The sequence below is a fragment of the Streptomyces sp. NPDC050264 genome, assembly GCF_040655895.1.
Lineage (GTDB): Bacteria > Actinomycetota > Actinomycetes > Streptomycetales > Streptomycetaceae > Streptomyces.
Genome location: NZ_JBFAKV010000015.1, coordinates 129,877 through 147,811 on the forward strand (window position 1 = coordinate 129,877; position 17,935 = coordinate 147,811).

Genomic DNA, 17,935 nt, shown 5'->3' on the forward strand with positions numbered 1-17,935 from the left:
GTACTCCGGCGACACGGTGGAGGGGGGTGATCAGGAGGAGTTCGTCGACGAAGTAGCCGTGCACGAGGGGTCCCAGGGCTGAGGCGCCGTCCGGCAGCGGACACGGGGGACTCCAGTCGGGTGTGCACTGAGCGGCGCTCATGAAGCGGGAGCACCTGCCCGCGAACAGGCAGCCGCTGACGTGAAGGTCTCCGTGGGCCCGAATGATCGCCGGACGAAGGCCACCGCGCCGACGGCGACGCACGGTCCACGGGCTGTTACCCAGCGTACTCGCGCGTGGTGCGCACGGATAGACCCGGCGGGGCGCCGAACGGGTGCGCGGCGGCCTCGTGGAGCGCTGACCGGAACGGACCGTCCATGGCTGGAACGCGCACCTTGAATGCGGGCCACGCGTTCACTCCTCGAACGCACGGCGTCGCGAAATGCCCCGCAGCGCGGATTTCGCGCCGCTCATCCCCACCTGGACACGTCAGCGGCTTCCCACCCGAGCCATACCACTACATCCTTTGTATGCACGGGAGTTGGGAAGATCGACATCTCCCGGGCTGCGGCTTATTTCCGGGAGGTCTCAACTCGGAAAAGACCGGCGCCCAAACCTGCATTCGATCTTGCCCAGCTCACAGGGAGTGGACTATACCTGTCGGCGTCTGCCCCGGCCGTGTTCAGGCCGCGGCCGGACCCGGGGGACCAGGGGGAATCGGCAGGACGTGCGGGAGCACGAAAGCCGGGTATCTCCGCCGATCCCGGAACTTATCGGCACCACCCAGCTCCAACTGCGTTCCCTCGGGGCAGAACATTTCCGGACACCGCTCCGGAGATGCCTTTCCGGCCCGGGACCCGGGATTCGATCCCGGCACGACACAGCACATCACCGCGGTGCCGGGGAGGATCCGGTTCACCGCCTGAGTCCTGGAGAAGGCGAGGACTTGAGCATGGGATCCACTTCCGACCTGAACAACACCGGTGCGGGCACGAACCGCCGCGACCTGATCAAGCGGTCCGCGGCGCTCGGCCTGATCGCCGTACCGTCGATGGGCTTCCTGTCGGCGTGTGCCACCGGAGGCGGCGGCGACGACGACAACAAGACGGACAAGTCGCAGGGCAAGACGTCCGCCACGAACCCGCTGGGTGTCAAGAAGGGTGCCCCGCTCGAGGCGTTCATCTTCAAGGGCGGCCTGGGCGACGCGTACGCCAAGGACGCCGAGGCCGACTACACCAAGGCCTGGGGCGGCACCGTCAAGCACACCGGCACCCAGCAGGTCGGCCCCAAGCTGACGCCGCGCTTCTCCGGCGGCAACCCGCCGGACGTCATCGACAACTCCGGCGCCGACCACCTGGACATGAACCGCCTGTCCAGCCAGGGCCAGTTGCAGGACCTCAAGGCCCTGATGGCGGCCGCGTCCCTGGACGACAAGTCCAAGACGATCAAGGACGTCATCCACCCGTCGACGTACGAGAAGGGCCTGCACGGCGACGTCTTCGACGTCCTGTACTACGCCTTCACGATCTACGGCACCTGGTACTCCCAGAAGGCCCTCGACGACAACGACTGGGAATACCCGAAGTCGCTCGACGACATGGTCAAGCTCTGCGGCGAGATCAAGAAGAAGGGCATCGCGCCCTGGACTTACGCCGGCAAATACCCGTACTACGTCCACTTCAACCTGTTCGCCCAGATCGCCAAGATCGGCGGCATGGAGAACTGGATAAAGATCGACAACCTGGAGCCCAACGCCTGGACCAGCAATGACGCGGTCAAGCAGGTCGTCGAGCACTACGAGGAGCTGGCCAAGAAGGGCTACTTCCTCCAGGGCAGCCAGGGCCTGACCCACATCCAGTCGCAGACCGCCTGGAACAAGGGCAAGGCCGTCTTCATCCCGAACGGTTCCTGGGTCGAGAACGAGTCGGCGCCGACCACGCCCAAGGACTTCAAGATGGCCGTCGGCGCCCTCTTCGACGGCGGTTCCGGCGACAAGATGCCGCAGGGCACGCTGCGCGCCGAGCCCTCCGAGCCGTACGTCGTCGCCAGCAAGGGCAAGAACCCGACCGGCGGCATGGAACTGCTGCGCATCATGCTCTCCAAGAAGCACGCACAGAACTTCGCGACAAAGGTGAAGTCTCTGACCTGTGTCGTGGACGCCACAGAGGGCATGACCCTCTCGCCGGGTCTCGCCTCGGCCAGCTCCGTCTTCAAGGCGGCCGGCACGAACCTGATCAGCCTTCAGCTGCAGGAGTGGTACCCGGACCTCACCGACGCCAAGATCGGCGGTCTCACCGGCGACCTGCTCACCGGTGACCTCTCCGCGGCCGACTGGATCAAGAAGACCCAGGCGTACGCCGACAAGGTCGCCAAGGACGACGCGATCAAGAAGTTCAAGCGCACCAAGTGATCCGTGTGGCCCGGCAGTTCACCATTCTGCCGGGCCAATCGCCCGACGGCGCGCCGCCGTCGGGCCGTCCGGCGGCACTGCACTCGAAAGGGAAGGGCCGGGGAGCACCATGCAACACGGCAAGTACCGATTCATCGTGGGCTTCCTGGCCCTACCGGTCATCGTCTACGCGATCTTCGTGATATCGCCGTTCGTCCAGGCGTTCCAGATATCCATGACGGACTGGTCCGGACTGGTGGGCACCGCGAAGTTCGTCGGCCTCGACAACTTCGAACGCCTGTGGAACGACAGCGACTTCTGGAACGCGCTGCGGCACAACATCTACATGCTCGTCGCCGTTCCGATCGTCACGCTCGCGCTCGGACTGTTCTTCGCGTTCATGCTGAACGTCGGCGGAAAGCGCCGGAAGAACGAAGTCATCACCGGCGTCGCCGGATCGAAGTTCTACCGCTTCGTCTTCTTCTTCCCGCAGGTCATCTCCATCACGATCATCGCGGTGATCTGGTGGAACGTGTACAACCCCGACCCGCAGGACGGCATGCTCAACGCCCTCCTGAACACTGTGGGGTTGGACAACCTGAGCAATGCCTGGCTCGGCGAGAAGTCGATCGCCCTGCTCTGCATCATGGCCGTCATGATCTGGTCGAACGTCGGCTTCTACGTCGTCCTGTTCTCCGCCGCGATGGCCTCGATCCCCCGCGAGATCTACGAGGCCTGCCTGCTCGACGGCGCCGACCGCATCCAGACGTTCTTCCGCATCACCCTGCCGCTGCTGTGGGACACCGTGCAGACCGGCTGGGTCTACATGGGCATCATCGCGATGGACGCCTTCGCGCTCGTCCAGATCATGTCGGTGAACATGGGCGGTCCGAACGGCGCGACGGACGTCATGCCGCTGCGCCTGTACGTCACCGCGTTCACCAACAGTCAGTTCGGCTATGCCTCCGCGATGGGCATCGCGATGCTCATCGTCACCATGGCCTTCGCCATCCTCACGATGCGCTTCGCGCGGCGTGAGCGCATCGAGTTCTAAAGGGCGGGCACCAGATGACCATCGAAACCGGTGAGTCCGGCAAGATCGGCAAGTCGGACGAGGCGCCCCCCACGGTCCCGGGCCCGCGGGGCGGCATCTCCAAGACGTCAGGACCGGCCAAGGGGAAGAAGTCCGAGGGCGGCGTCCTCAACGTCTTCTCGCACGGCATGCTCATCGTGTGGGCGCTCATGGTGGGCGTACCGCTGCTGTGGGTGCTGTGGAGTTCCTTCAAGGACTCCAACGCGATCCTGACCAACCCCTGGGGTCTGCCCACTTCGCTGCATTTCGAGAACTGGGCCAACGCCTGGAACAAGGCGAACATGGGCCAGTACTTCCTCAACACCATCATCATCGTGGGCGGTTCGGTGACCGGCACGATGGTGCTGGGTTCCATGGCCGCGTACGTTCTCGCCCGCTTCACGTTCCCGGGCAACCGCTTCATCTACTACCTGTTCGTGGCCGGCATGTCCTTCCCGGTCTTCATGCTGGTGATCCCGCTCTTCTTCGTATTGCGGGACTTCCCGGGGACCTCGCTCCTGGCCTCTTACCAAGGCCTCATCCTCGTATACATCGCGTATTCGCTCCCTTTCACGGTCTTCTTCATGACCGCGTTCTTCCGCACCCTGCCGACGTCGGTCGCCGAGGCCGCCCTCATCGACGGCGCCTCGCACACCCGTACCTTCTTCCAGGTGATGCTCCCGATGGCCAAGCCCGGCCTGATCAGCATCGGCATCTTCAATTTCCTCGGGCAGTGGAACCAGTACCTGCTCCCGATGGTGCTCAACCAGGACGAGAAGAAATACGTACTCACCCAGGGCCTCGCGATGATCGCGCTGCAACAGGGCTACGAGAACGACTGGGGCGCCCTGATGGCAGGCATGATGATCGCCATGCTGCCCGTGCTGATCGTCTACTTCATCTTCCAACGCCAGGTCCAGGCGGGTCTGACGGCGGGGGCGCTCAAGTAAGTGGCGCCAGGCGTCCTGCCCCGGCGGACCGGGGTGGGGCGCTTTTTGGTTGTGCGGGGATCGGGCTGTGCGGCGCGTAAGGGGGGTAGCGCCGGATTCTCCCCTCACCCCGTCCATCAGTGTGGAGAGTGGGCGGGCCGCTCCCGGACGGTGGCGCCGAAGACGTTCCGCTTCAGGTGGACCACATCGAGCCCGAGGCCGCCGGCGGTTCGGACCGTGTGTCCAACCTGACCTTGTGCTGCGGGAGTTGCGACCATCGGTACGACCGGAACCGGCACGGATTGCCGAAGTCGCACATGTTGGACCCTCTGCGTGTCGGAGAGGCCATGGACTCGGTCCGGATCGTGCGTTGCCACGGCGTGGTGCAGGTAATGACCGGGACGGGACGGGGGCGCTGCTCTCGCACGCGCGCGACCGCCGGGCCAGGCAGGTATCGAGGGACTCACCGTGGCCGTGTTGCCGTGCGCGCTTCGGGACCCACCGGGTCGCGACCCCTGATGGCTACGTCGACACCTCGTACGAGAACCTTCACCTTTTGCAACGTGGAGATGGGCACGAGTACACGGTCAGGGGTGAAATCGGGTGTAACTGAGCCATCCTGGCCCTGTGTGTCGTGCTGACCAGCTCTGGGATGGGACGGATTCCTCTCAAGTACTTGACTGCGATATCCCTCTCAGCGGAGCTTGGAGTTCATAACTTGTACATGGCCAGGACGCTGTCTCAGCGGGCTGTGCCACAGGGGAGCGACGGGGCTTCCTGGTCAACGGGCAGAGGGTGTGGGTCAATGGAGACTCCGGGGTCGCAGTCGTCGCTGCACCGGGCCAATCTGGAGCGGGTCGTACGCGCCGTGCGGCTCGCCGGTTCGCTCACGCAGGCGGAGATCGCGCGGAGCACGGGGCTGTCCGCGGCCACGGTCTCCAACATCGTCCGGGAGCTCAAGGACGGGGGAACCGTCGAGGTCACGCCCACCTCGGCCGGGGGGCGCAGGGCCCGCAGCGTGTCGCTCAGCGGCGACGCGGGCATCGTGATCGGCGTCGACTTCGGCCACACGCACCTGCGCGTGGCCATCGGGAACCTGGCCCACCAGGTGCTCGCCGAGGAGTCCGAGCCGCTGGACGTGGACGCCAGCGCCGCGCAGGGCTTCGACCGGGCCGAGGAACTGGTCGAGCGGCTGATCGCGGCGACCGGGGTGGACCGGTCGAAGGTGGCGGGCGTCGGGCTCGGCGTGCCGGGCCCGATCGACGTGGAGAGCGGCACCCTGGGCTCCACGTCGATCCTGCCGGGATGGACCGGCACCAAGCCCGCGGAGGAGCTCGGCCGGCGCCTCGGCGTCCCCGTGCACGTCGACAACGACGCCAACCTGGGCGCGCTCGGCGAGCTGGTCTGGGGGAGCGGGCGGGGCGTACGGGACCTCGCGTACATCAAGGTGGCGAGCGGTGTCGGCGCCGGCCTCGTGATAGACGGGAAGATCTACCGCGGGCCGGGCGGCACGGCGGGGGAGATCGGGCACATCACGCTGGACGAGTCGGGCCCGGTGTGCCGCTGCGGCAACCGCGGATGCCTGGAGACGTTCACGGCCGCCCGCTACGTGCTGCCGCTGCTCCAGTCCAGTCACGGCACGGATCTGACCCTGGAGGGTGTCGTCCGGCTCGCCCGTGACGGGGATCCGGGCTGTCGCCGGGTGATCGCGGACGTGGGGCGGCACATCGGCTCGGGCGTCGCGAATCTCTGCAATCTGCTCAACCCGAGCCGGGTCGTCCTCGGCGGCGATCTGGCAGAGGCCGGGGAGCTGGTCCTGGGGCCCATCAGGGAGTCCGTGGGACGCTATGCGATCCCGAGTGCCGCCCGGCAACTCTCGGTCCTCCCAGGGGCGTTGGGGGGCCGCGCGGAGGTGCTCGGCGCGCTCGCTCTCGCCCTCAGCGAGATGGGCGATTCGACCCTTTTGGACGGATCTGTTCCCGCAGTAACACCTGCCTTCACTTAGAGAACGCATGACACCGTTGCCATCTCGTTAAGGATTTACTCCTTGACGCTGGGGTTGCGGCCGAGTTGACTTCCAGCCACCTCGGCCGCAACGTCGCGGCCTCGTCAGGGAGGTTTCTGAAGTGAACACGCGTATGCGTCGTGCCGCCGTTGCGTTCTGTGCCACCGCCATGGCGGTCTCGCTCGCCGCCTGTGGCTCCGCCAAGGAGTCCAAGGGCGACGACGGTGACAAGACGAGCACCAAGAAGGGCGACGACATCACCGTCGGCCTGCTGCTGCCGGAGAACCAGACCGCGCGCTACGAGAAGTTCGACAAGCCGATCATTGAGAAGCAGATAGCGACGCTGACCAATGGCAAGGGCAAGCTCGAGTACCTGAACGCCAAGCAGGACGCGACCCTCCAGTCGCAGCAGATCGACACGATGATCACCAAGAAGGTCGACGTGCTGATCCTGGACGCGGTCGACTACAAGGCCGTCGCCAACGGCGTGAAGAAGGCCAAGGACGCGAACATCCCCGTCGTCGCGTACGACCGCCTGGCCGAGGGCCCGATCGCCGCCTACACCTCGTTCGACAACACCGAGGTCGGCAAGACGCAGGGCGAGGCGCTCCTGAAGGCCATGGGCTCCAAGGCCACCAAGAGCAGCAAGATCGTGATGATGAACGGCGCGATCACCGACCCGAACGCCAAGCAGTTCAAGGACGGCGCGCTCTCGGTGCTCAAGGACAAGGTGACCATCGCCAAGTCCTACGACACCAAGGAGTGGAAGCCGGAGAACGCCAACCAGAACATGGAAGGCGCCATCTCCGCGGTCGGCAAGGACAAGATCGCCGGCGTCTACTCCGCCAACGACGGCATGGCGGGCGGCATCATCACCGCGCTCAAGGGCGCGGGCCTGAGCAAGCTTCCCCCGGTCACCGGCCAGGACGCCGAGCTCGCGGGTGTGCAGCGGATCGTCACGGGCGAGCAGTACATGAGCGTGTTCAAGTCGTACCCGACGGAGGCCGAGACCGTCGCGAAGATGGCCGTCTCCATCGTCAAGGACGGCAAGCTCGACAGCTCCCTCGCGACGGGCACCGTCGACAGCGGCACCGAGAAGGGTGTCCCGTCCGTGATCGTCCCGGTCGTCTCGCTGACCCAGGACAACATCAAGGACACCGTCGTCAAGGAGGGTTACTACACCCTCGACGAGATCTGCACGGCCAAGTACAAGGCCGCCTGCGGCAAGATCGGTCTGAAGTAACCCCCTTGTTCTGCACGGGACTTGCGCACCGCTTCCGGTAGCGCTCCCGTGTAAGCACGTCCGGCGCCCCGCCGCCGACAGCCCCGCAGCTCAACGGCGGGGCGCCGGACGGAACACCCCCCTCAGTCTTCTCCCCTGTTCAACCTCCCGCCGGGTCAGGCCTTTGGCGGCGAAGGAGATGGTTCACGTGTCCGCTACGCCCGTGCTGGCGTTGCGCGGGGTCTCCAAGCGATTCGGTGCCGTCCAGGCGCTCACCGACGTAGAGCTTGAGGTCCACGCCGGTGAGGTGGTCGCCCTGGTCGGCGACAACGGTGCCGGAAAGTCCACCCTTGTCAAGACGATCGCCGGTGTCCACCCCATCGATGAAGGTGTCATCGAGTGGAACGGCAAGGCCGTCACGGTCAACAAGCCGCACGACGCCCAGAACCTGGGCATCGCGACCGTCTACCAGGACCTCTCGCTGTGCGACAACATCGATGTCGTCGGCAACCTCTACCTGGGCCGTGAGCTCAAGCGTCGCGGTGTCCTCGACGAGATCGAAATGGAGCGCCGCTCCCGCGAGTTGCTCGAGACCCTGTCGATCCGCATCCCCAGCGTGCGGATCCCGATCGCCTCGCTCTCCGGCGGTCAGCGCCAGGTCGTGGCCATCGCCCGCTCCATGCTCGGCGAGCCCAAGCTGGTCATCCTGGACGAGCCGACGGCCGCCCTCGGTGTCGAGCAGACGGCGCAGGTGCTCGACCTCGTCGAGCGGCTGCGCGAGCGCGGCCACGCGGTCATCCTCATCAGCCACAACATGGCCGATGTGAAGGCTGTCGCCGACAAGGTCGCCGTTCTCCGGCTCGGCCGCAACAACGGTGTGTTCGAGGTCAGGACGACCTCGCAGGAAGAGATCATCTCCGCCATCACCGGCGCCACGGACAACGCCGTGACCCGTCGTGCGGCGCGCAGCAACGCGGAGGCTCAGAAGTGAGCATCGACAAGACCAAAGCCCCTGTGGACGCCGCACCCGCGGCCGCGGGTGCCACCGTGACGGCCGTCGACCCCCGGCTCCTCGTGCGCGAGCAGGGGTTCGCGGGCTACATCGGCGAGTTCAAGCGCAAGATCCGCGGTGGTGACCTCGGCGCCATTCCGGTCGTCATCGGCCTGATCGTCATCTGCGCGATCTTCCAGAGCCTCAACTCGGCGTTCCTGGGCGCGGAGAACCTCAACAACATCTTCGTCGCCATGGTCGCGACGGGCATGATGTCGGTCGGCATCATCTTCGTGCTGCTGCTCGGCGAGATCGACCTCTCGGTCGGCTCCGTCTCCGGTGTCTCCTCGGCGATCATGGCCGTGATGAGCATCACCCACGGGGTCAACGAGTGGCTGGCCGTCCTGACCGCCCTCGCGGCCGGTGCCGTCATCGGCGCCCTGCACGGCTTCTTCTTCGCCCGGATCGGCGCGCCCGCGTTCGCCGTGACCCTGGCGGGCCTGCTGTTCTGGAACGGCTTCATGCTCCAGATCCTGGGCTCCAACGGCACGATCAACATCGACAGCGAAGGCGTCGTCGGCAACCTGACGAACTACTACTTCGCGGACGTCGCCGCCGCCTACGGCCTGGCCGTCGTCGCGATCGTCGCCTACTTCGTGCCGACCTTCCTGGCCAACCGGCGTCGCGAGGCCGCGGGCATCCCGTCCCGGCCGCTGAGCGACATCGTGCTGCGCACGGTGCTGCTCGCGATCGCCGCGTTCGGTGTCGCGATCATCTTCAACCAGTACAAGGGCCTGCCGCTCGCGGTGCTGCTCTTCGCGATCGTCCTGGTCGGCAGCGACTTCGTGCTGCGCCGTACCACGTACGGCCGCAAGGTCTTCGCGCTCGGCGGCAGCGTCGAGGCGTCGCGCCGTGCCGGTATCAACGTCACGGCGGTGCGGGTCTCCGTGTTCGCCATCGCCGGTCTGTTCGCGGCGGTCGGCGGTCTCTTCTGGGCCTCCAAGATCGCGGCGGCCAACCAGAGCGCCGGCTCCGGCGACCTCCTGATGAACGTCATCGCCGCGGCCGTCATCGGTGGCACCAGCCTCTTCGGTGGCCGGGGCCGCACGTGGAACGCGCTGCTCGGTGTGCTGGTCATCACGTCGATCCAGTACGGCCTCGCGCTCCAGGGCATCGCCACTCCGATCCAGTACATGATCACCGGTGGTGTGCTCCTCGCCACGGTCGTCATCGACTCGATCACCCGCAAGACGCAGAAGTCGGCCGGCCGCGCCTGACCGCTTCCGACCGGGTTCACCTGGGCTGACTGTGCCCGGCGTCAAGGACGACGCCGGGCACAGTCATGTCCTCGTGGGAACGCCTGTTCCCATTGGGGTAGGCCGATCGTGTGGCCGGCAACGCCCGGCCCGCCCGCCGCCCCCGAAGGCGGAACATTAGACTCGACAGACCCGGCAAGCTCGAACAGCTCAGCCAGCTACTCACAGCTCTATCGCAAGGAGGCACGGGTGCCGCTGCTGACCCGCATCAAGGGACCGCGCGATCTGGACCGACTCACCCTGGAGCAGCTGGACCAGCTGGCGGGAGAGATCCGGACCTTCCTCGTCGACGCGGTGTCGAAGACAGGCGGCCACCTCGGCCCCAACCTCGGTGTCGTGGAGCTGACCATCGCCCTGCACCGCGTATTCGAGTCGCCGCAGGACAAGGTCCTGTGGGACACCGGTCACCAGTCCTACGTGCACAAGCTGCTCACCGGCCGGCAGGACTTCTCCAAGCTGAAGATGAAGGGCGGCCTGTCCGGCTACCCCTCGCAGGCCGAGTCCGAGCACGACGTCATCGAGAACTCGCACGCCTCCACCGTCCTCGGCTGGGCCGACGGCCTCGCCAAGGCCAACGAGGTACTGAAGAAGGACGACCACGTCGTCGCGGTCATCGGTGACGGCGCCCTCACCGGCGGCATGGCCTGGGAGGCGCTGAACAACATCGCCGCCGCCAAGGACCGCCCCCTGGTCATCGTGGTCAATGACAACGAGCGCTCGTACGCTCCCACGATCGGCGGCCTGGCCAACCACCTGGCCACCCTGCGCACCACGGACGGCTACGAGCGCTTCCTGGCGCGCGGCAAGGACCTCCTGGAGCGCACCCCGGTCGTCGGCCGGCCGCTCTACGAGACCCTGCACGGCGCCAAGAAGGGTCTCAAGGACTTCATCGCACCGCAGGGCATGTTCGAGGACCTGGGCCTGAAGTACGTCGGGCCGATCGACGGCCACGACATCGAGGCCCTGGAGTCGGCGCTGGTCCGCGCCAAGCGCTTCGGCGGCCCGGTCATCGTGCACTGCCTCACGGAGAAGGGCCGCGGCTACACGCCCGCCCTCCAGGACGAGGCGGACCGTTTCCACGGCATCGGCCCCATCCACCCCGACACCGGCCTGCCGGTCAAGGCGTCCGGCGCCGACTGGACCTCCGTCTTCGGCGACGAGATGGTCGCGCTCGGCAAGGAGCGCGAGGACATCGTCGCGATCACGGCCGCGATGCTGCAGCCGGTCGGCCTGAAGAAGTTCGCGGACGCCTTCCCGGACCGGGTCTACGACGTGGGCATCGCGGAGCAGCACGGCGCGGTGTCGGCGGCGGGCCTGGCGGCGGGCGGCCTGCACCCCGTCTTCGCCGTCTACGCGACCTTCCTCAACCGCGCCTTCGACCAGCTCCTGATGGACGTGGCCCTGCACAAGTGCGGCGTCACCTTCGTCCTGGACCGGGCCGGCGTCACCGGCACCGACGGCGCCTCGCACAACGGCATGTGGGACATGTCGATCCTCCAGGTCGTCCCGGGCCTGCGGATCGCCGCCCCGCGCGACGCCGACCAGGTCCGCGCCCAGCTGCGCGAGGCCGTCGCGGTGGAGGACACCCCGACGGTCGTGCGCTACTCCAAGGGCGCGGTCGGCCCGGCCGTCGAGGCCGTCGGCAGGGTCGGCGGCATGGATGTGCTGCGCGAGCCGGGCTCGGACCGGCCCGACGTCCTGCTCGTCTCGGTCGGCGCGCTGGCGTCCATGTGCCTGGAGATCGCCGGCCTGCTCGACAAGCAGGGCATCACGACGACCGTCGTCGACCCGCGCTGGGTCAAGCCGGTCGACGAGGCGATGGCCCCGCTCGCCGAGCGGCACCGCGTCGTGGTGACGGTCGAGGACAACTCGCGGGTCGGCGGCGTCGGCTCGGCCGTCGCCCAGGCCCTGCGCGACGCGGGCGTCGACGTCCCGCTGCGTGACTTCGGCATCCCGCCCCGCTTCCTCGACCACGCCTCCCGCAAGGAGGTCATGGCGGAGATCGGCCTGACGGCCCCCGACATCGCCCGGCAGGTCACGGGCCTGGTGGCGAAGCTGGACGGCCGCCACGAGCGCTCCGCCGCCGAGGAGATGGAGCCCGCTCGCGACTGAGCCCCGCACCGTGCGCGGCAGCGAAGGGGCCGGCCGGACTCACCCATAGGGTGGTCCGGCCGGCCCCTTTCGCGTGAAATCCCGGGACTGACCGGCCCGCCGGAGGCTACTCGTCCCGATCATGTCGGGACGACAAGGCGCACGGAGGCAAACCGGTGACCACCCAGCCAGCAGCGGGACGCGAACGCAGCGGCCTGTTCAGGACGAAGTCCATCGAGCAGTCCATCAAGGACACCGAGGAACCCGAGCACAAGCTCAACAAGTCGCTCTCCGCCCTGGACCTCACGGTCTTCGGCGTCGGCGTCGTCATCGGCGCCGGCATCTTCGTGACCACGGGCACCGTGGCCAAGAACTACGCGGGCCCCGCCGTCGCGCTCGCCTTCATCGTCGCGGGCATCGTGTGCGCCCTCGCGGCGCTGTGCTACGCCGAGTTCGCCTCCACCGTCCCGGTGGCGGGCTCCGCGTACACCTTCGCGTACGCCTCGCTCGGTGAGTTCGTCGCCTGGATCATCGGCTGGGACCTGGTCCTCGAACTGGCCCTGGGCGCGGCCACCGTCTCCGTCGGCTGGGCGGGCTACGTCCAGTCGCTCCTCGACAGCTGGGGCATCCCGCTGCCGACGGCGCTGCTCGGCCCGTCCGACGGCACGTTCGGCTTCAACATCGCCGCCGCGCTGCTGATCCTGGTGATGACCGGGGTCCTGGTCGCGGGCGTCAAGCTGTCCGCGCACGTCACCTCGCTGGTGGTCGCCGTCAAGGTCCTCGTCGTCCTGATCATCATCGCCGTCGGCAGCTTCCACATCGTCGGCGCCAACTACTCGCCGTTCATCCCGCCGAAGAAGGACGTGTCCGGCGGCTCCGGAGCCAGTGCGACGCTCCTCGAAACAGCCTTCGGCTACACCCCCTCGGCCTTCGGCGTCATGGGCATCTTCACCGCCGCGGCCGTCGTCTTCTTCGCGTACATCGGCTTCGACGTCGTCGCCACCGCCGCCGAGGAGACCGTCGACCCGGCCAAGGACGTCCCGCGCGGCATCATCGGCTCGCTCGCCATCTGCACGGCCCTGTACGTCGCCGTGTCGATCGTCGTCACCGGCATGCAGAAGTACAGCTCCCTCAGCGCGGACGCCCCGCTCGCCGACGCGTTCAAGGCGATCGGCCAGCCGTTCTGGGCGGGACTCATCAACTTCGGCGCCATCATCGGCCTGGTCACCGTCGTGATGATCCTGCTGCTCGGCCAGGGCCGCGTCTTCTTCGCGATGAGCCGCGACGGACTCCTGCCGAAGGTCTTCAGCGAGGTCCACCCCAAGTTCCGTACGCCGTACCGCTCGACGATCATCCTCGGCGTCGCGTCCGCGATCCTCGCCGGGTTCGTCTCCCTCGAAGAACTGTCCAAGCTGGTCAACATCGGCACGCTGTTCGCCTTCGTCGTGGTCGCCCTCGGCGTGATCATCCTGCGCCGGACCCGCCCCGACCTGCCCCGCGCGTTCCGCGCCCCCTGGGTGCCCGTGCTGCCGATCGCCTCGGTCGCCGCGTCGGTCTGGCTGATGCTCAACCTGTCGGTGGAGACCTGGCTGCGCTTCCTCGCCTGGATGGTCCTCGGCCTCGTCATCTACTTCGTGTACGGCCGTAAGCACAGCGGGCTGGCGCGGAGCAGGCAGGCGAGCGACAACTCGCAGTAACCGTCAAGGAATGCGCCCGGCCCCGTATGTCCCGCTTCGATGCGGACTGCGGGGCCGGATAGTTTGGCGCCCATGCTCACCGAGGCGCGGACACCACTACCGTACGTATCCGAATCCCGCCGCGCCTGCGACCGCAGACCCGCGCCCGGCTACTGGCGTCGCCTGGCCCCGCTCCTCGCCCTCCTCGCCTGCGTCACCCGCGTCCCCTCCTTCGTCCGGCCGCTCTGGAACCCCGACGAGGGCTATCTCGCCGTCCAGGCAGGGATGTTGGCGCACGGCGGCCGGCTCTACGAGACCGTCGTCGACCGCAAGCCACCGCTCGTGCCCTGGCTGTACGAGGCCGCGTTCGCGGTCTTCGGATCCGGCTCGCTCACCCCGCTGCGGGTCTGCGCGGTCGCCGCGCAGCTGACCACGGCACTGCTGCTCGCCTCGATCGCGCACCGCCGCTGGGGCCCCACGGCGGGCCGCACCGCGGGCGTGCTGTACCTGCTGGCCTCGGTCGGGCTCAACCCGGAGGACGCGCAGGCCGCCACCTTCGAGGTGTTCATGCTGCCGTGGACCGCGGCCGCCCTGTGGTGCGCGGACCGGCGCCGGTGGGGCCTGTGCGGGGCCGCCGTCGCCTGCGCGTTCCTGGCCAAGCAGACCGGGGGAGCGGTCCTCGTGCCCGTCGCCTGGATGCTGTGGCGCTGCGGGACTCCCCGAAGAGACCTGGTGCGGTGCGCGGTCGGGGCGGCACTGCCGGTGCTCGCGGTCGCCCTCGCCACGGACCCGGCGGGTTTCCTGTTCTGGACGGTCACCGGGTCAGGCGCGTACGCCTCCTTCACCGGCTCCGAACTCCACGTACTGGGACGGGGATTGACGAACGCGGCGATCCTCGCGGTGGCCTGCGCCGGGATCCTGCCCCCGATCGCCCGCGCGCTGCGCGTATCCCGTACGGGGTGCGGGGACCTGTGGCTGTGGCTCGGCTCGTCCGCCGGGGCAGTACTCCTCGGCTTCCACTTCTTCGGCCACTACTACCTCCAGCTCATTCCGCCCCTCGCCCTGTTGGGCACCGCCGCACTCCAGACCCTGCCGCGCGAACGCCTCGGCACGGCGCTGCTCACGTCCGCGTGCTGCTGCGCGCTGTTCGTCACGTGGGGGCTGCTCGCACCGCGCCCCGAACTCGCGCACGCCCAGCGCGTCGCGCAGGAGGTACGCGCGCGCTCCGCACCGCACGAACCGGTACTGGTGTGGGGCATGCACCCGGAGACGTACTGGCTGGCCGGCCGCCGACCCGCGACCCGCTTCCTGACGGCAGGCCTGCTCACGAACTACAGCGGCGGCCGGGACGGGCCGCAGGTGGGGGAGAAGTACGCGGTGGCGGGCGCCTGGGACGTATTCCGGGCGGAGTTCGCGACGCGGGCACCACGGCTGGTGGTGGACGACTCCCGGGGAGCCCCGTACGGAGCGCAGCGCACGCGCTCACTGCGACGCATGCTGGCGCCCTACGAGGTGGTGGGCGACGTCGACGGGGCGGTGGTGTACGTACGTCGGGGGTGAGGCGGCACAGCCGTTACGGGTACACCGTCCGGGGCCCCACGCAGCGCGCCCCCGACTCCTCGACCCTGCGCCGCAGTTCACGGTCCGCCGTCACGACCACGCACGGGCCCGCCGCGCCGGCCGCCACCGCCACGATGTGGTCGTCGCCCTCGCCGGGTGCCTCCTCGACCCGGACTCCCGGCAGCGGCTCGACCCCGCGGGCGCGGCCCTCGACCACCAGTACCACCTCTTCGTCGGGGTGTTGCTCGGCGTAGAGCGCGAGACGGTCGCGCAGGCGTACGGCGGCGGCGTGCCGGTCGCGCCACCAGCCGTCGGGGACGGAGCCGACGACGTTCGCGCCGTCCACCACCAGGAGAGTCGTCGTCATGGGCGTTCGCCTTTCCGCCACAGATCCGTGACCAGGCCGATGGCCGCGACGGCGCGCGCCGTGTGCCGTTCGTCCGTGCGGATCCGGTTGCTCAGCTCGATGTGCAGGAACGGTACGTGCTCCGCCTCGGCCTTGCGGCCCTGCACATTCGTGTGGCCCGCCAGTGGGCAGGTGCGGGCCCAGGCGCGGCACACGGCGAAGTCCCGCTCGCCCAGCGCGTCCGCGAGGAGGCGGCCCTCGGCGCGGGCGACCGAACCGCGGCCCGTGGACGCCACGACGTCGTGGCGCGGCGCCGAGTCGTCCGCGAAGCCGTGCAGTTGCACAGCGGGCCGGCCCCGCTCGGCCAATGTGTCGCAGACAGCGTCGAAGACCGTGTCCCGGCGGTGCGCGACATCGGCCGCACCATCCTCACCGGCTTTGCGATGTGCGCCTGCAATCACCATGATGCCGCCGCGGGAGCCGCGCAGGACGCCGACGCCGAGGCGCTCCGTGTTGCGGTCGGCGACCGGGTGCGGGACCTGGACGGTCCAGCGTCTGTCGCCCGGGGTGCTGTCCTCGGCGACGTAGACCCGTCCCCAGCCGCGCGGCGCGGAACCGTCGTCGGTGCGGTCGGCGATCTCCGTGTAGCGGCGCCCCGAGACGCTGTCGGTGAGGGTATGGAGGGTGAAGTCGATGTCCGACAGGCGGCGTTGGGCCTGCTTCCGCTCTCCGTCCAGCAGGAGGGCGACCCCGTGTGCGATGGCCTCGCGGTCGCTTCGTGACGGCTCCCGGTAGCCCGTGTCGGGCCCGAAGCGCGCGGTGTAGTCCGTCACGCGCGCCATCAGGTCCACCCTGGTGCGGTCGTCGGAGCGCGGCGCGGAGCTGTCCCCGGCGGTGTCCCTGAGGGTCGGCGACAGCGTCAGCAAGGCGGCCGCCGCGACGGCAACGATCAGTGTTGTTGCAATCGTTATCGTCTTTGTCCGGTTGGTCGTCATAGTTGTATAAAGATAGTCGCGTGATCAGACGCCCCTTCCACACCCCTCGCCGCAGCCGTCTCGGTATGTCCGGCGCCGCCCTCGTCGCGCTGCTCGCGGGCACCGCGGCCTGTGGCCCGTTCGGCTCGGACGACGAGAAGGCCGCCGCCGACGGTCCTTCGTTCACCGTCGCCGCCGCCGGTGACATTCTCATCCACCCGCAGCTCACCGAGCAGGCGGCCAAGGACGCGAAGGCGACGGGGAAGGGCGAGAAGGGGCTCGACTTCGACCCCCTGATGGCCGGCATCAAGCCCGTCATCAGCAAGGCCGATCTCGCGATCTGCCACTTCGAGCCGGTCGCGGGCAAGCCCGAGGGTCCCTTCGAGAGCTACCCGGCCTTCCGGGTCCCGCCGCAGATCGCCACGTCGATCAAGAACGTCGGCTACGACACCTGCTCCACCGCCTCCAACCACACCCTGGACCATGGCGTCGGCGGCGTCACCAACACCCTGAACGTCCTGGACAAGGCGGGCCTCAAGCACACGGGTTCGGCCCGCAGCGCCGCCGAGGCGGCCAAGCCGCTGATCGTGGACGTCAAGGGCGTCAAGGTCGCCCAGCTCTCCTACGCCTTCGGCTTCAACGGCAACGAAGTGCCCAAGGACAAGCCCTGGTTGGTCAACCAGACCGACTTCGACCGGATCGCGGCCGCCGAGAAGCGGGCCCGCGAAGCCGGCGCCGACGTGGTGATCCTCTCCATCCACTGGGGCCGCGAGAACCAGCCCAACCCGAGCAGTTCACAGCTCAAGCTCGGCCGGCAGATCGCCGAGAAGACCGGGATCGACCTGGTCATCGGCCACCACGCGCACGTCGTGCAGCCGATGGAGAAGGTCGACGGGACCTGGATCGCGTACGGGCTCGGCAACGAGGTGGCCCGGCACGACGTCCCCACCGGGCTGACCGAGGAGGGCGTCATCGGCTGGTTCGAGTTCACCAAGCGCGGGGGCGAGTGGGATGTGCGGGCCAAGTATCTGCCCACGCTCACCGAGATCCCGCCGGAGCCGGACGAGTCGGGCAAGCTGCCCGCCGGAGCCGTCACCGACCACCGGCTGCTCGACGTGGCCGCCGCTCTGCGCGACGACAAGGACCTGAGCGCACAGCGCCGTGCCCGCTACCGGCTCGCGTTCGAGCGCACGGAGGGCACGATGCTCAACCGTGGCGCATCCAAGGACGGGCTCGTGCCGCTGAAAAGCCTGCCGCAGTAGCCGGACCGTTGGGGCGCTTTCGGTTCTGATCGGGTCAGAGTGACGTGCCTCACTTCTTGTCGTCACTCGTACAACCCTTTGTCGCGCAAACACGTCAGATGTTTCCGAATCGCAGAGTTTCA

Annotated in this window: 14 protein-coding genes; 12 read left to right on the plus strand and 2 right to left on the minus strand. The window is 68.2% G+C overall.

Annotated elements, in window-relative coordinates:
* Positions 1-932: 932 nt before the first annotated feature.
* The 11 genes from ngcE to AB0J02_RS26060 all read left to right on the plus strand — a co-directional run bounded on the left by ngcE (position 933) and on the right by AB0J02_RS26060 (position 15,231).
* Entirely contained in the window at positions 933-2,390 is a 1,458-nt protein-coding gene (gene ngcE / locus AB0J02_RS26010) for an N-acetylglucosamine/diacetylchitobiose ABC transporter substrate-binding protein (protein ID WP_363196170.1), read from the plus strand.
* A gap of 109 nt (positions 2,391-2,499) precedes the next feature.
* The gene (locus AB0J02_RS26015) at positions 2,500-3,423 is read left to right on the plus strand and encodes a sugar ABC transporter permease (protein ID WP_363196171.1); all 924 of its coding nucleotides are present in this window, start codon (positions 2,500-2,502) and stop codon (positions 3,421-3,423) included.
* A gap of 14 nt (positions 3,424-3,437) precedes the next feature.
* Complete coding sequence (locus AB0J02_RS26020) at positions 3,438-4,391, plus strand: carbohydrate ABC transporter permease (RefSeq protein WP_363196172.1); 954 nt, start codon at positions 3,438-3,440, stop codon at positions 4,389-4,391.
* Positions 4,392-4,567: 176 nt separating this feature from the next.
* Positions 4,568-5,011, plus strand: a complete 444-nt coding sequence (locus AB0J02_RS26025) for an HNH endonuclease (protein WP_363196173.1) — start codon at positions 4,568-4,570, stop codon at positions 5,009-5,011.
* A gap of 164 nt (positions 5,012-5,175) precedes the next feature.
* Positions 5,176-6,375 carry an ROK family transcriptional regulator gene (locus tag AB0J02_RS26030; RefSeq protein WP_363196174.1) on the plus strand — a complete coding sequence of 400 codons (1,200 nt, stop codon included), beginning with the start codon at positions 5,176-5,178 and terminating at the stop codon, positions 6,373-6,375.
* A gap of 133 nt (positions 6,376-6,508) precedes the next feature.
* Positions 6,509-7,618 (plus strand): substrate-binding domain-containing protein, encoded by a 1,110-nt coding sequence (locus AB0J02_RS26035; protein ID WP_363196235.1) that lies wholly within the window; start codon positions 6,509-6,511, stop codon positions 7,616-7,618.
* Between the two features lie 178 nt (positions 7,619-7,796).
* On the plus strand, positions 7,797-8,588 hold the full coding sequence (locus AB0J02_RS26040; RefSeq protein ID WP_363196175.1) for an ATP-binding cassette domain-containing protein: 792 nt from the start codon (positions 7,797-7,799) through the stop codon (positions 8,586-8,588).
* Positions 8,585-9,865, plus strand: a complete 1,281-nt coding sequence (locus AB0J02_RS26045) for a sugar ABC transporter permease (RefSeq protein WP_363196176.1) — start codon at positions 8,585-8,587, stop codon at positions 9,863-9,865. The genes AB0J02_RS26040 and AB0J02_RS26045 overlap by 4 nt, the downstream gene beginning before the upstream one ends.
* A gap of 228 nt (positions 9,866-10,093) precedes the next feature.
* Complete coding sequence (gene dxs, locus AB0J02_RS26050; protein WP_363196177.1) at positions 10,094-12,016, plus strand: 1-deoxy-D-xylulose-5-phosphate synthase; 1,923 nt, start codon at positions 10,094-10,096, stop codon at positions 12,014-12,016.
* Between the two features lie 155 nt (positions 12,017-12,171).
* Complete coding sequence (locus tag AB0J02_RS26055; RefSeq protein WP_363196178.1) at positions 12,172-13,692, plus strand: amino acid permease; 1,521 nt, start codon at positions 12,172-12,174, stop codon at positions 13,690-13,692.
* 72 nt (positions 13,693-13,764) lie between these two features.
* Entirely contained in the window at positions 13,765-15,231 is a 1,467-nt protein-coding gene (locus AB0J02_RS26060; protein ID WP_363196179.1) for a glycosyltransferase family 39 protein, read from the plus strand.
* Between the two features lie 13 nt (positions 15,232-15,244).
* Here the strand turns inward: AB0J02_RS26060 and AB0J02_RS26065 are convergent, their stop codons facing one another.
* Both AB0J02_RS26065 and AB0J02_RS26070 read right to left on the minus strand, forming a co-directional pair.
* On the minus strand, positions 15,245-15,598 hold the full coding sequence (locus tag AB0J02_RS26065; protein WP_363196180.1) for an NTP pyrophosphohydrolase: 354 nt from the start codon (positions 15,596-15,598) through the stop codon (positions 15,245-15,247).
* The gene (locus AB0J02_RS26070) at positions 15,595-16,572 is read right to left on the minus strand and encodes a hypothetical protein (protein WP_363196181.1); all 978 of its coding nucleotides are present in this window, start codon (positions 16,570-16,572) and stop codon (positions 15,595-15,597) included. The genes AB0J02_RS26065 and AB0J02_RS26070 overlap by 4 nt, the downstream gene beginning before the upstream one ends.
* A gap of 65 nt (positions 16,573-16,637) precedes the next feature.
* On the opposite strand from AB0J02_RS26070, the gene AB0J02_RS26075 reads away from it, so the two are divergent.
* Positions 16,638-17,813, plus strand: coding sequence for a CapA family protein (locus tag AB0J02_RS26075; protein ID WP_363196236.1), 1,176 nt, complete (start codon positions 16,638-16,640; stop codon positions 17,811-17,813).
* Positions 17,814-17,935: the final 122 nt, after the last annotated feature.